This is a genomic window from Halomonas sp. TD01 (genome assembly GCF_923868895.1).
GTDB lineage: Bacteria > Pseudomonadota > Gammaproteobacteria > Pseudomonadales > Halomonadaceae > Vreelandella.
The window spans coordinates 1,682,000-1,696,201 of record NZ_OV350343.1; the positions used below are offsets into that span (position 1 = coordinate 1,682,000).

The window sequence follows — 14,202 nt, forward strand, 5'->3', positions numbered from 1 at the left end:
AAGATGATGAGCTTTATCGAAAAGTGGTTACACGATGCAGTACCCACCCTGGTGGGTGGCGAGTGGCGCAAGGGTCAACAGACCTTTGCCGTTGATAACCCCGCTACCGGCGAAACGATTGCCCGGGTTGCCGATTTAGGCGCTGATGATGCCCGCGACGCAGTGGCCGCGGCATATGCCGCTGGGCCAGCCTGGCGAGCAACGCCAGTGAAACAGCGCTCGGCATTGCTGCGCCGCTGGTTTGATCTGATCAATGAACACGCCGATGACTTAGCCCGCTTGATGACCCTGGAGCAGGGCAAGCCGCTAGCGGAAGCCAAGGGCGAAGTGACTTACGGCGCCTCATTTATTGAGTTTTTCGCTGAAGAAGCCAAGCGTATGGCCGGGGAGACCCTACCCAGTCACGGCGCGGATAAGCGTCTACTGGTGCTGCGCGAGCCGGTCGGTGTGGTGGCAGCGATTACGCCGTGGAACTTCCCGCTGGCGATGATTACCCGCAAGTGCGCCCCGGCCTTGGCCGCGGGCTGCACCGTGGTGATTAAGCCCGCCGAAGCTACGCCGTTAACCGCGTTGGCAACAGCTTACTTGGCGCTTGAAGCAGGCCTGCCAGCCGGCACCATTAACGTGATTACCGCCTCAAAACCGGCAGCGGTGGGTGAAGTGCTCACCACCGACTCTCGGGTGCGTAAAGTCTCGTTTACTGGCTCGACCCCGGTGGGTAAACACCTGCTCGCTCAGTGCGCTAGCACAGTGAAGAAAACCGCTATGGAGCTGGGCGGCAACGCGCCGTTTATCGTCTTTGATGACGCTGATGTGGACGCCGCCGTAGAAGGGGCGATTGCCTCAAAATTCCGTAACGCCGGGCAAACCTGCGTGTGTACCAACCGCTTCCTGGTACAGGACGGTGTTTACGACGCGTTCGTCAGCAAACTGACCGAGCGTGTTAGCGCGCTGAAGGTCGGCGATGGTTTAACAGAAGGCAGCACTATAGGCCCGCTGATTAATCAAGCGGCGGTGGAAAAAGTGCAGCGTCACGTTGACGACGCGGTGAATCATGGTGCGCGACTGCTCTGCGGTGGCAAGCCCCACGCCGCAGGCGAGCGCTTCTTCACACCCACGGTGCTTGCTGACGTAACCACCCAGATGGCGGTGGCCGATGAAGAAACCTTCGGGCCCGTCGCGCCAGTGTTTCGTTTCCATCGTGATGAAGAAGCGATTGCCATGGCCAACGATACACCGTTTGGCTTGGCGGCCTACTTCTACGCCACGGGTTACCGCCGTATCTGGCACACCATGGAGCAGTTGGAATACGGCATGGTTGGCGTTAATGAAGGGCTGATTTCTACCGAACTGGCGCCGTTTGGCGGCGTGAAAGAGTCTGGATTGGGGCGTGAAGGTTCCCATCACGGCTTAGATGAATTTACTGAACTGAAGTACGTCTGCGTTGGCGGTCTATAAGGAAAACGATGATGAATAACCAAGAATTGAACGAACTGAAAAACCGCTACGTGGCCAACGGTGCCGCCACGCCGACAACCCAGTTTGCCGAGCGCGCTGAAAACGCCGAGTTGTGGGATGCCGATGGCAACCGCTGGATCGATTTTGCGGGGGGGATTGGTGTTCTGAACCTGGGCCATCGCCATCCAAAAATTGTCGCGGCCGTAGAAGCGCAGCTTAAAAAAGTCATGCACACCAGCGCGGCGGTGATCTCCTACGCCCCTTACGTGCAGCTGTGCCAAAAACTTTGTGAACTGACGCCGGTGCGTGGCCCCGAGCGTAAAGCAATGCTGGTTAATACCGGTGCTGAAGCGCTGGAAAACGCCGTGAAAATCGCCCGCGCCGCCACTGGCCGTACAGGCATTATTACGTTCGATGGTGCTTTCCACGGCCGTACCATGATGACGCTGGCCATGACTGGCAAGGTACTGCCCTATAAGAACGACTTCGGCCCCATGCCGGGTGATGTGTTCCGCGCGCCGTTCCCCAACCCGCTGCACGGCATTAGCGAAGAAGCATCGCTAGACGCTATTCGCACGCTGTTCAAAACCGATATTGCCCCGCATCGCACGGCGGCCATCGTGATTGAGCCGGTACAGGGCGAAGGCGGTTTCTACATCGCCTCACCGGATTACCTGAAAGCGCTACGTGCGCTGTGTGACGAGCACGGTATTCTGCTGATCGCCGACGAAGTGCAGTCTGGCTTTGCCCGTACCGGCAAGCTGTTTGCACTCGAACATAGCGGTATTGAAGCGGACATCCTCACCACCGCCAAGAGCCTGGCGAACGGCATGCCGCTATCGGCGGTTGTGGGTAGTGCCAAAGTGATGGACGCCTCTGGCCCCAACTCCCTGGGTGGCACCTACAGCGGCAACCCGCTCTCCTGCGCAGCGGCGCTGGCGGTTATCGAGGTGATCGAAGAAGAAGATATCTTGGCGCGCAGCGAACAGATGGGCAAAATGCTGGCCGAGCGTTTTGCGGTGTGGGAAGCGCGCTTCCCCGCCGTTGCCCACGGCCGCCAGTTAGGCGCCATGGCTGCCTTTGAACTGCTCAACAGCGAAGGCAAGCCCGATACAGCACTCACCGGTGCGCTGTGTGCCAAAGCCCGCGAGAAAGGCCTGATCCTGCTCTCCTGTGGTTTCTACGGCAACAGCATCCGCATTCTGGTGCCGTTAACCGTCTCTTCTGCAGTATTGGAAGAGGGGCTGAGTATTATCGAGGAGTCTCTGGAAGCGCTTAGCTAAACCGTCCTTCTAGGTATCACCCAACCCGTCATCGCCAAACAGTGAAAGCTGTTGGTGATTGGCGGGTTTTGCTTTTTTAGCGCGCTTAGCGGGAGGTCGTCGCTGACTGGCGAGCTTATCCACAATGGCTTGGCTGGATTCCCTGGCCTCTGGCGTGCGTCTTAGTTCGTATAGCATCTTTTTCCAGTACCGCGCTTCGGCTTCAAAATCGTTGGGGATGGGGTAGTCGACGCCCGGTTGAAAGCCGAACCGCTGGCGTAGGCTTTCGGGTAGTGCCCAGGGCTTAGCGCGCCATTCCAAGGGCAGGGGCGCTAGTTCTGGCACCCAGCGGGCGACGAACTCGCCTGTGGGGTCGTTATCTTCCGCTTGCTTGATCGGGTTATATACCCGCAGCGCGTTAGTGCCTGTGGCGCCTGCTTGCATCTGCACCTGGGGGTAGTGAATGCCCGGTTCGAAGTCGGTAAACAGACGTGCCAAGTGCAGCGCGGGTTCATGCCAGTGCAGCCCTAGGCCGAAGGTGGCGTGGGAGAGCAACATGGCGCGCATGCGAAAGTTAAGCCAGCCGGTAGCGATAAGACTGCGCATGCAGGCATCGACCAGCGGCACCCCGGTTTGGCCACGCTTCCAAGCGATGAGGTTAGGGTGGTTGGGATCGCGCTCCCGCAGGCCGCGCAGCGCCGGGTGCAGCGTTTGATGCTCGATACTTGGCTCACTTTCCAACTTCTGAATAAAGTGGCAGTGCCAGTAAAGTCGCGAGGTGAAGGCGCGTAGTGAGCGGGCCCAGGCGGTATCGTCGGCATGCTTCTGCCGCTGACGGCGTAACGACTGGACAACTTCGCGCATGGAAAGCGTGCCCCAGGCCAAATGCGGTGAAATCCGTGAGCCAAACTCCCACGCTAACAGCGGCTTAGACAGCGAGCCGCGATAACGCCGCCCGCGTGCTTGCACAAAACTACGCCACAGTGCGCGGCCTTCGTTGCGCCCGCCCCGCTGGCGCTGGGGGCAAAGTGTGGTATCAAATCCCAGCGTTAAGGTAGGAAGCTGCTCAACGTTAAGGTGGTGAAAGGCTTCCCAGCCTGGGGCTGCTTGGGCGCTTTGCGGCGCGTGGCAGGTCGGGGCAGACATCAGCGTTTCCCAGTGGCTCTCCCAACGGGTTTGGTGCCCAGAGCGGCTGCTAAGTCCTCGTACTACACCGTGCTGGCGGGCTTCCCGCCAAGCTACACCGTTGGTTTGGCACCAAGCATGCACCTGTTTATCCCGCTCAAAGCTCCAGGCGTTGCCCGTTTCCTGATGAGAGTGAAGGGCAATGTGGCCGTAGTGAGCTTTTAGGGCGTTCAGCAAATCGACAATATCACCTTGCCAAATACATAGCGGTAGGCCAATGGCCTCCAGTGCGTTGGAAAGGTCGATTAGAGCGTCAGCGGCAAACTGCCAGTGGCGCAGGGCGCTATCAGGTGTTTGCCACTGGCCAGGTTCAATCGCAAAAACAGGCAGCACAGGGCCAGCCGCCGATGCACTGGAAAGCGGCGCATGATCATGAATGCGCATATCGCGTTTGAACCAAACGACCTGGATGGGTGCCTTAGCCATGCCGTATCCTGGTGGTTGGGGTTTGCTCGGCATAACGCCTATTTCCCATAGAGCTTATTTGCCATAGAACTTATTTTTCATACCGCTTATTCGTCATAAAACCATGACGTTACCATCAAGGGATAGACGTCGTAAGCGGCAGGCCGCTACGCTAGCGTGTTAGACAAACTCAATAGGAGAGAGTGCATGTATATCGCCATGAACCGTTTTCGGATTGCCCCGGGCCGCGAAGAGGATTTTTTAGAGGTATGGCGCAACCGCGATTCTCACCTGGATGAAGTGCCGGGCTTTAAACAATTCCAAATGCTGCAGGGTGAAAGTCAGGAAGATCACACCGTGTTTATCTCCCACAGTGTATGGGAATCGGAAGAAGCCTTCCGCGCCTGGACCAAGTCAGAAGCGTTCCGCAAGGCTCATGCTAACGCCAAAGCACCGGAAGGTATCTACCTTGGTCCGCCTAAATTTGAAGGGTACGACGTCGTGCTATAAAGAGAGGGCTACCGCACGTTTAACCCCGTGCGGTAGCGCAAAGCCATTTAGGAAAACTCAGCGGCATTGAGCATTGCGTGCAGCAGCACGTTACAGCCAGCGTGCACATGCTCTGGAGTGGCGCTTTCAATCTCGTTGTGGCTAATGCCGTCCTTGCAGGGAACAAAGATCATTGCAGCGGGGGCGACACGACCGACGAACATGGCATCGTGACCAGCACCGCTAATGATATCCATGTGCGATAGGTTGAGTTGCTCGGCCCCTTCGCGCACTGCATCAACACAGGCTTTATTAAAGTGCTCAGGGGCAAAATCTGCGGTGGGCGTTAATTCATATTCCAGCCCATGACGTTGGCAAATTTCTTCGACGGCCGTCGCTAAGGATTGACCCATCGCGACGAGAGCTTCTGGCTCCCAGTGGCGCATATCCAACGTCATTTTCACCTGCCCAGGAATGACGTTACGCGAACCAGGATGAAGCGTCATACAGCCGACAGTACCGCGCCCGTGGGGCTGATGATCAAAGGCAATTCGGTTAAGGGCTTGGGTGACTTCCGCCGCGCCCATCATGGCGTCGCGACGCAGGTTCATTGGCGTGGGCCCAGCATGGGCTTCAAGTCCGGTTAGGGTTAAATCAAACCACTTTTGACCAAGCCCACCGATAACCACGCCGATGGTGGTGTCGGTATCTTCTAAAATCGGCCCCTGTTCGATGTGCGGTTCAAAGTAAGCTTTAATCTCACTTGGCGAGACCTCATCGCTACCACGATAGTGAATGGCATCCAGTGCATCACTCACTGTGACGCCATCGGCGTCGGTGCGCGCCATCATGGCGTCAAATTCAAGCACGCCAGTAAACACCCCAGAACCCATCATGCAGGGAGGGAAGCGACAACCCTCTTCGTTAGTCCACGCAACGACTTCAATGGGCGATTTTGTAGTGATGTTGTGTTCATTAAGCGTTCGGATCACTTCTAGACCGGAAAGCACCCCAAAACAGCCGTCGTATTTGCCTCCAGTGGGCTGGCTATCCAAGTGGCTGCCCGCCATGACGGTTTTGGCTGTTGGATTGCTTCCTTCCCGGCGGGCAAAAATATTACCGATATTATCAATTCGAATGGTGCAGCCTTCAGCACGACACCACTGGATAAATAGATCACGTCCCTGTCGGTCAAGGTCCGTCAGCGCCTGACGATTAACGCCGCCCTTAGCCGTCGCGCCCAGCGTTGCCATTTCCATCAACGATTGCCAAAGACGGTCACTGTCGGTGCGTAAAGTGGCTAGCACAGTATTCGGTTCTACAAGCGAGTTCATGAGCATTCCTTTATGAGTTAGCACATATAAAGCTGGCGGCTGACCGTTTTTATTAATTTGTTATCTGCCAGCGTAGAGATAAACGTCTGCTTGTTACGTATAAATTCTCTAACGTGAACACAAGAAAAGCGTAATTTTATAAACATGTTCAGTGGCGCATGCTGAGGCTATGTCTCATAGCGATGGAGCTGGACACCATGTTTGGCCTACAAAACAACACGACCCCTCAGGCGTTTATTGACGAAGAAAACGCTTCTCCCAGCGTGCTTAATCAGCACTTTTGGATGCCGTTTAGCGCTAACCGTGATTTCCGTGCCAACCCGCGCATGATTACTGGCGCGGAAGGGCGCTATTACATCGATGACCAGGGCCGTAAGCTGTTTGATTCACTCTCTGGCTTATGGACCTGCGGCGCGGGCCACAATCGTGAAGAAATTCAAAAAGCGGTGGCGGCGCAGTTGGGTACCCTCGACTTTGCGCCAGGCTTTCAAATTGGCCATCCGCTGGCGTTCAAACTGGCGGAAAAAGTGGCGAGCCTTACACCTGCTGGCTTGGATCATGTGTTTTTCACTAACTCTGGTTCAGAAGCCGCTGATACCTCTGTCAAAATGGCCAAGGCCTACTGGCGGCTAAAAGGTAAGCCCGAGAAGACACGCATGATTGGCCGTGCCAAGGGCTATCACGGGGTGAACATTGGTGGCACCAGCCTGGGTGGTATCGGTGGCAATCGTAAACACTACGGCCAATTGATGGACGTAACGCATCTGCCGCACACGCTGCAGGCAGGTCACACCTTCACCCGTGGTCAAGCCGAAACCGGCGCTGAACTTGCTGATGCGCTGCTTGATCAAATCGCCCTGCACGATGCATCCACCATTGCGGCGGTGATCGTTGAGCCGATGTCTGGCTCTGCTGGGGTGATTGTGCCGCCCAAAGGCTATCTGGATCGGCTGCGCGAAATCTGTACCGCCCACGATATTTTGCTGATATTCGATGAGGTAATCACTGCTTTTGGTCGCAGTGGCGCAACCACCGGCGCAGAAGCGTTTGGTGTTACGCCGGATATCATGAACGTTGCCAAGCAGATCACCAACGGCGCTATTCCTATGGGCGCGGTGATTGCTTCCAGTGAAATTTTCGACACTTTTATGCACGCTGGCGGCGCCCAACACGCTATTGAGTTTCCTCACGGTTACACCTACAGCGCCCACCCTGTCGCTTGTGCGGCTGGCTTAGCGGCACTCGAAATGATGGAGCGTGACAACTTCCCCGCTCAGGTAAGTGCTATCGCGCCCGCTTTTGAGCAAAAGCTGCACGCTCTAAAAGGCCGCAATCACATTGTTGATATTCGTAACTATGGCTTAGCGGGTGCACTTCAATTGGCGCCCCGAGATGGCGACCCCACCATTCGCCCTAGGGATGCCCATTTAGCCTTGTGGGAAGCTGGGTTTTACGTGCGCTATGGCGGCGACACGCTGCAGTTCGGCCCTCCGTTTGGCTCCACAGACGCTGAGTTAGAGCGGCTGTTTGATGCCGTTGCCACCACCCTGGATTCGTTGGCATAACCGACTGACCTAAATTTCAGAGAGTTTAAATATGAGTGTTGTTTCCCATCTAATTAACGGTGAATTAATCGACAGCCAGCGCACGCTGGACGTGACCAATCCCTCAACGGGTAAAGTGATTCGCCAAGTGGCGGACGCCAGCGCCGCCGACGTAGAGCGGGCTATTGCCGCCGCCCAAGCTGCGTTTCCCGCTTGGCGAGATACGCCACCAGCTAAGCGCGCCCAAGTGATGTACCGCTTCAAGCAATTGCTTGAGGAACACGCCGACCGCTTGGTGCAACTGGTCAGTGAAGAGCACGGTAAAACCCCTGAAGATGCGATGGGTGAACTGAAGCGCGGAATCGAAAATGTCGAGTATGCCTGCGGTGTGCCTGAGCTACTAAAAGGTGAGTATTCCCACAACGTCGGGCCGGGCATTGATGCATGGTCGAATTTCCAGCCCTTGGGCGTAGTGGCGGGCATTACGCCGTTTAACTTTCCTGCCATGGTGCCGCTGTGGATGTATCCGATGGCGATTGCTTGCGGCAACACCTTTATTCTCAAGCCTTCGGAAAAAGATCCTTCGGCGGCGATGGCGGTAGCCGAGCTGTTGCAAGAAGCAGGGTTGCCAAAAGGCGTGATGAATGTGGTGCACGGTAGTCGCGAAGCGGTGGAAACGCTGCTGGATGCTAAGGCCGTTAAAGCTATTTCATTTGTTGGCTCAACGCCGGTAGCGGAAGCTATCTACTCCCGTGGTTCGGCCGCTGGCAAACGCGTTCAGGCTCTGGGTGGGGCGAAGAACCATGCCGTGGTGCTTCCAGACGCCGATTTGGAAAACGCCGCCAATACACTGATGGGGGCGGCTTACGGAAGTTGTGGTGAGCGCTGCATGGCGATTTCGGTGGCGGTGTGCGTGGGTGACGAGACGGCAGATCGTCTAGTTGAAACGCTGCTGCCTAAAATTGCTGAGCTCAAGGTGGGGCCGGGAACCGATAAAGGCTTGGATATGGGCCCGCTGGTGACGGCAGAGCACCGTGACAAGGTATTGGGCTATATCGAAGACGGCGTAAAGGCAGGCGCGTCGCTAGTGGCCGATGGCCGTGAGCTGAAAATCGCGGGTCATGAAGACGGCTATTTCGTCGGCGGTTGCCTGTTCGATAACGTCACTGCTGAGATGTGCATTTACCAGGAAGAGATTTTCGGGCCAGTGCTGTGCGTGGTACGGGTCGGCAGCCTAGATGACGCTATGCAATTGATTAACGACCATGAATACGGCAATGGCACCTGCCTGTTTACTCGCGATGGCGAGGCTGCTCGACGCTTTACCGATGGCATCGAAGTGGGCATGGTGGGTGTTAACGTGCCGCTTCCCGTGCCGGTGGCCTACCACAGCTTTGGCGGCTGGAAGCGCTCATTGTTTGGCGACCTTCACGCCTATGGCCCTGACTCTGTGCGCTTCTATACCCGCCGAAAAGCGGTTTCCCAGCGCTGGCCTTCGGTGAGCGAAGCCACTCGTGCCGAGTTTTCGTTTCCCACTAACCAACGTTGACGCCGTAGGCTAACTACGCCATCTTCTCTGCACCACTGCTTAGCGGTGGTGCATTTTTTGTGTGCGTATCTTAGTCGTAAAGGGACGAGCAGCGTGGCGAGAACACAGGACGAAATTCGGCAAACCAACGTAAAAAAGATTCTTCTGGCGGCTGAGCAATTGTTTGCTGAAAAAGGCTATGCCGGAGCGTCGATGGGGGAAATTGCCCAGCTGGCTGATCTGCCAAAATCCAACGTGCACTACTATTTTTCCACTAAAAAGGCGCTTTACCAGGAAGTGCTGCTAGCGCTGCTGGAAATCTGGAAACAGGACGCGCTGTGCTTTGAGCTTTACGACGACCCGCGAGTGGTGCTTTCTACCTACATTCGCGCCAAAATGACCCATTCCCGCTACCGTGCTCACGGCTCGAAAATCTGGGCGGCGGAAGTGATGCAGGGCGCACCCATTCTAAAAGAGCGCCTGCGCGATAACTTATACGAATGGGCCAAATTGAAAGAGTCGAAAATTCGCGAATGGGTCGAGTCCGGCCAAATTAACCCCGTTGAACCCTCTTATCTGCTTTATATGATTTGGGCATCGACCCAGCACTACGCTGACTTCGACTACCAAATCTATCTGCTTAACGACGATAAACCCTTAGACGATCTGCAATTCGAAAAAGCCGTACAGTCGGTAACCTCGGTGATTTTGCGGGGGATTGGATTGACGGCGTGAGTAGTACTCAACGGCTGAGCTGTACGGACGTATCAAACTTATGGCGTTTTCTCGACAGTAATGTGCGGAACTTGCGTAGGTTGTCGTCGGCATAGAGCACGCTGTCGCAAAAGCGGTCGTACTCATCTAAATCAGCGACTGTCACGATCAACACAAAATCACACTCGCCAGTTACTTGATAGCACTGCTTCACTTCAGGGGCGTTGACCGCTGACGTCAAGAACCGCTGGTAGAGCAACTTGTTATCCCGCTCCATGGTGACTTCCACCACCATGTGAAGGCACTGGCCTAGGGCGTCAGGGTTGAGCACAGCCACCTCGCGCGCAATGATTCCAGCATCGCGCAATCGATTAACTCGCTTTAAACAGGCAGAGGGTGAAAGCCCTATCTCATCTGCTAATGCTTGATTGGTCAGGCTGGAGTCACGCTGAAGCTGGTCAAGAATTCGTCGATCAATGGCGTCCATGAAATAAAATGCTCTTTCTGTGCTTATAAAGAACGAATAGTGATTGTTAGGGCTGTATTGGAAAGAAGGTTCTGCGGTGCTCCCATTATCATAGCGTTTGTTCAAACGATGGCAATGGAGGGCTCTAATGCCGACGAAAACCTACCAATGGTTAGCTGGGGTAAGTTGCGTATTGCAAGACGCGCTGCGCGTGTATGTGACGTTACTCAAAATCCTGATACCTGCTTTGCTCATCGTCAAAGGGTTAGAGCTGCTCGGTATGATCGAATGGTTGGGGGCGGTGTTAGCCCCTTTAATGAACATACTCGGTTTACCCGAACAAATGGGTGTTGTGTGGGCAGCGGCGCTTTTCACCAATTTGTACACCGCTATTGCGGTGTTTTTCCAAGTCGTCGGTGAAACGCCTTTGAGTGTTGAGCAGGTAACGGTACTAGGAGCATTGATGCTGGTAGGGCATTCGCTTCCCGTTGAGGGAGCGGTTGCCAAGCGTGCTGGCGTACCTTGGTGGGGCACGCTGGTTCTGCGTGTGGGTGGGGCTTTACTGCTTGCTTGGCTTTTACACTGCTTCTATTCGTATTTTGGTTTGTTACAAGCACCTTTTGAATTGGTATGGCAGCCAAGTTTTTCATCAGCACCAACGCTAAGCGGTTGGGCGGTGGCACAGCTTGAAACGTTAGCGCTTATTTTTGTGATTATCTTAGCGTTGATTGTGCTTCTGAAAATTTTAAAAAGGCTTGGTCTAGAGCGCTGGATTCACCTTGGCTTGCTACCGTTACTCAGGCTATTAGGCATTGGACGCTCGGCAGCGAATGTGACGGTGATTGGGTTTACGTTGGGGCTAAGCTATGGCGCAGGGCTGCTGATTCGTGACGTGCAAAATGGAGTGCTAAGCAAGCGCGACAGCACGTTAGCACTTTGTTTTCTCGGCCTCTGTCATAGCGTTATAGAAGATACACTGCTGACCTTAATGCTCGGGGCGGATATAACGGGCATCTTATGGGCACGGCTCTTCTTTGCCATTATTGTCACCGCGATGATTGCCCGTTGGCCCAAAGCCACGGTGAAGAATAAATCATCTCATCATCAACCCAGGTGATTAAATTCACCCTTACCCACGATGACTGCCTTACCGCCCACGTTGACATAGCCAGACTTAATTTCACCATTGGCGGCGGTGTAGATAACGCTGGGTCGCCCCATTTCAACACCTTGGTGAATTTTGCAGTGTAGGGGCTCTGGCTTGAGTGACGCTAAATAACCGGTTAAGGCTGCTGCAGCGCTGCCAGTGGCGGGGTCTTCGCAAATACTGGCGTGCATGGAGAACATACGGCTCCGTACAATCGTCTCTTCGCTGGCTCGTTGTTCCATCACATAAAGGTATATCTGCTCAGTGCCGCTGCGTGTAACGGCATCTGCCCATACTGCACCGGCGATTTGTATGTGCTCTAGAGCCGCTAGGTCGGCTAGCTCAATAAGATGAAAGGGCAGACCGAAAGAGGCAATGATGGGATCGCCAATGACTTGGTGGATGTCCAGCCCCAGAAGCTCAACGGCAGTGAGTCGATCAATAGTGCTGCCTGAGACCATGACGGGCTGGGCGGTCTTAAACGTTGCTCCCCCTTTTTCATAATTAACTGTTAACTCGCCGACAGGTGGCTGTAGCACAATGCCTTGCTCGCGGTTGACGAGGTTTAACTCCGCTAGTAGATGCGCGGTACCTACCGTGGGGTGGCCGGCAAACGGCAGCTCAGCCGTCGGTGTGAAAATCCGCATAGGGTAGTGATTCGTCTTCGTCGCCGCGCCTAAAAATACCGTTTCAGCCAAGTTAAGTTCATTGGCAATTACCTGCATGGTACTGGTTTGCAGCCCATCGGCATTTAAAAATACCGCCAGCTGGTTGCCTGAAAAAGGTTTATCGGTAAACACATCTAGCAAATAGTACTCAGCGGCTTTCATATGGCCCCCTTTTGAATGATGAGTGCTGCCAAAATGGTTTACATCCTTCTTTTTGCGCCTGGGTGCGAGTGATTCCAACATCTTCCAGCAGTCGGTCATCGAGGGTTAGTAACTGGCGGCGGCTGCGACGGCGCTGTTGGAGTTGACGTAACTGACAGCGAATTTGGGCGAGACTGAAGTGTGGCATAGCGGTTCTCCTTGATGGCGATGTGCTCAACCAGATTACGCAGCCGTGCCTAAGCAATACAGATATAGGATTTTCTATTTTTAAGATACAGATGGTGTATGTTATACCTCTGTATGCTTGTTAATGCAGGGATCTGTATTGCTTGAAAGATAATATTTAAAACTGTATTGGAGACTGTGTTTAAAAAAACAGGAGGCAGTAGTATGACTCGCTATGAGGAGGTTGCTTGCATTTTACGGGAGCGAATTGAGCACGGTATTTACCGTGTGGGTGATCGCCTGCCTTCTATTCGAGCGGTATGTCAGGAGCTTGATGTTAGTATTTCGACCGCTCAGGAAGCCTACCGGCAACTAATGGATGTAGCGCTGATCGAATCACGGCCGAAATCGGGCTACTTCGTACTTCCAAGCCGGGTGCCTTCGGTGCTGCCTTCTGTCTCTCGTCCTGCGCAATGCCCACTAGATGTATCCCAATGGGATCAGGTATTAGAGCTGGTCGCTACACAGCGTGACGATAGTCGGCTTCTGCTCGGGCGTGGTGTGCCGAACTTAGCCTACGAAACGCTTAAGCCGCTGTCGAAAATACTGGCGGGGCTGCATCGAAAGAATGATCTGAATGGTTTTAACTATGACAAGCTAAACGGTAGCCCCGAGTTACGTCAGCAGGTAGCGCGGTTGGCCATTGCGTCCGGTTGTTTGCTGCACCCGGACGACATCATGATCACCACCGGCTGTCAGGAAGCGTTATCGATAGCGCTGCGCACCCTCACTCAACCTGGCGACGTGGTGGCCGTAGACTCGCCCAGCTTTTACGGCACCATGCAGATCCTAAAAGCCAACGGCCTAAAAGCGTTGGAAATTCCCACTGATCCGCAAACGGGCATTAGTTTGGAAGCGTTGGAAATGGCGCTGGAGCAGTGGTCGATCCGTGCTATACAGGTCACTCCGACGTATAACAATCCGCTGGGCTACACCATGAGCGAGGCGCGCAAAAAGGCGCTGTTTCAACTCGCCCAACGCTTCGACGTGGCCATTATTGAAGACGATATCTACGGTGACTTGGCCTTTACTCTGCCGAGGCCGCGCACGATCAAATCCTTCGATGACGATGGGCGGGTGTTGTTGTGCAGCGGTTTTTCCAAAACGGTGGGGCCTGGGCTGCGGGTGGGCTGGCTGGCGCCGGGGTGTTACCGAGACAAGGCGCTGCATATGAAGTATGTCTCTACCGGTGCCTCGGCCACATTGCCGCAGTTGGCGGTGGCGGAGTTTGTTGCCAAAGGCCACTACGAGCGTCACCTGCGCTATGTTACTCGCCAGTATCAGCGCCAACGGGACATCATGATCAACTGGGTGCAGCGCTATTTTCCAGAAGGTGCGGGCATCAGTTATCCACAAGGCAGTTTTTTGCTATGGGTGGAATTACCTGCCGCCGTGGACTGCGTACGTCTTAATGAACGCTTAGCCAAGTGCGCCATCCATGTGGCTCCTGGCTCGCTATTTTCAGCCTCGGGCAAGTTTCGTCAGTGTTTGCGACTTAACTACGCATTTACGCTAACACCGGCCATTGAAGATGCCGTGCGTACCGTGGGAGAGCTTGCCACCGAGATGATGGAAGAAGCCCAGCGGTCTGATGAAGTAGCGCTAAAGTGAGCAT

At 54.7% G+C, this 14,202-nt stretch carries 13 protein-coding genes; 8 read left to right on the top strand and 5 right to left on the bottom strand.

Going from position 1 to position 14,202, the window contains the following annotated elements:
* Window positions 1-6: 6 nt before the first annotated feature.
* Both L1X57_RS07800 and gabT read left to right on the top strand, forming a co-directional pair.
* Window positions 7-1,458, top strand: coding sequence for an NAD-dependent succinate-semialdehyde dehydrogenase (locus L1X57_RS07800; protein WP_009722908.1), 1,452 nt, complete (start codon window positions 7-9; stop codon window positions 1,456-1,458).
* A gap of 11 nt (window positions 1,459-1,469) precedes the next feature.
* Window positions 1,470-2,741, top strand: a complete 1,272-nt coding sequence (gabT, locus tag L1X57_RS07805) for a 4-aminobutyrate--2-oxoglutarate transaminase (RefSeq protein ID WP_009722907.1) — start codon at window positions 1,470-1,472, stop codon at window positions 2,739-2,741.
* Window positions 2,742-2,750: 9 nt separating this feature from the next.
* On the opposite strand, the gene L1X57_RS07810 is transcribed toward gabT, so the two are convergent.
* Window positions 2,751-4,331 (bottom strand): cryptochrome/deoxyribodipyrimidine photo-lyase family protein, encoded by a 1,581-nt coding sequence (locus L1X57_RS07810; protein ID WP_009722906.1) that lies wholly within the window; start codon window positions 4,329-4,331, stop codon window positions 2,751-2,753.
* 186 nt (window positions 4,332-4,517) lie between these two features.
* Here L1X57_RS07810 and L1X57_RS07815 point away from each other — a divergent pair, with 186 nt between their 5' ends.
* On the top strand, window positions 4,518-4,820 hold the full coding sequence (locus tag L1X57_RS07815) for an antibiotic biosynthesis monooxygenase family protein (protein WP_009722905.1): 303 nt from the start codon (window positions 4,518-4,520) through the stop codon (window positions 4,818-4,820).
* A 47-nt stretch (window positions 4,821-4,867) separates the two neighbouring features.
* Here the strand turns inward: L1X57_RS07815 and L1X57_RS07820 are convergent, their stop codons facing one another.
* Complete coding sequence (locus L1X57_RS07820; protein WP_009722904.1) at window positions 4,868-6,133, bottom strand: Zn-dependent hydrolase; 1,266 nt, start codon at window positions 6,131-6,133, stop codon at window positions 4,868-4,870.
* 197 nt (window positions 6,134-6,330) lie between these two features.
* Here L1X57_RS07820 and L1X57_RS07825 point away from each other — a divergent pair, with 197 nt between their 5' ends.
* From L1X57_RS07825 to L1X57_RS07835, 3 genes are all read left to right on the top strand, one after another.
* Window positions 6,331-7,698, top strand: coding sequence for an aspartate aminotransferase family protein (locus L1X57_RS07825; protein WP_009722903.1), 1,368 nt, complete (start codon window positions 6,331-6,333; stop codon window positions 7,696-7,698).
* A gap of 31 nt (window positions 7,699-7,729) precedes the next feature.
* Window positions 7,730-9,226, top strand: a complete 1,497-nt coding sequence (locus tag L1X57_RS07830) for a CoA-acylating methylmalonate-semialdehyde dehydrogenase (RefSeq protein ID WP_009722902.1) — start codon at window positions 7,730-7,732, stop codon at window positions 9,224-9,226.
* Between the two features lie 93 nt (window positions 9,227-9,319).
* A complete protein-coding gene (locus tag L1X57_RS07835; protein ID WP_009722901.1) occupies window positions 9,320-9,940 on the top strand; it encodes a TetR/AcrR family transcriptional regulator in 621 nt (206 codons plus the stop codon).
* Between the two features lie 7 nt (window positions 9,941-9,947).
* On the opposite strand, the gene L1X57_RS07840 is transcribed toward L1X57_RS07835, so the two are convergent.
* Entirely contained in the window at window positions 9,948-10,406 is a 459-nt protein-coding gene (locus L1X57_RS07840) for an Lrp/AsnC family transcriptional regulator (RefSeq protein WP_009722900.1), read from the bottom strand.
* Between the two features lie 127 nt (window positions 10,407-10,533).
* Between L1X57_RS07840 and L1X57_RS07845 the strand changes: the two genes are divergently transcribed.
* On the top strand, window positions 10,534-11,502 hold the full coding sequence (locus L1X57_RS07845) for a membrane protein (RefSeq protein WP_009722899.1): 969 nt from the start codon (window positions 10,534-10,536) through the stop codon (window positions 11,500-11,502).
* Here L1X57_RS07845 and L1X57_RS07850 read toward each other — a convergent pair.
* Window positions 11,490-12,362: a PhzF family phenazine biosynthesis protein gene (locus L1X57_RS07850; protein ID WP_009722898.1), complete on the bottom strand. Its 873-nt coding sequence runs from the start codon at window positions 12,360-12,362 to the stop codon at window positions 11,490-11,492. The genes L1X57_RS07845 and L1X57_RS07850 overlap by 13 nt on opposite strands.
* Window positions 12,349-12,549: a DUF1127 domain-containing protein gene (locus L1X57_RS07855; protein ID WP_009722897.1), complete on the bottom strand. Its 201-nt coding sequence runs from the start codon at window positions 12,547-12,549 to the stop codon at window positions 12,349-12,351. Before L1X57_RS07855 ends, L1X57_RS07850 begins: the two co-directional genes overlap by 14 nt.
* A gap of 203 nt (window positions 12,550-12,752) precedes the next feature.
* On the opposite strand from L1X57_RS07855, the gene L1X57_RS07860 reads away from it, so the two are divergent.
* Entirely contained in the window at window positions 12,753-14,198 is a 1,446-nt protein-coding gene (locus tag L1X57_RS07860) for an aminotransferase-like domain-containing protein (protein WP_009722896.1), read from the top strand.
* Window positions 14,199-14,202: the final 4 nt, after the last annotated feature.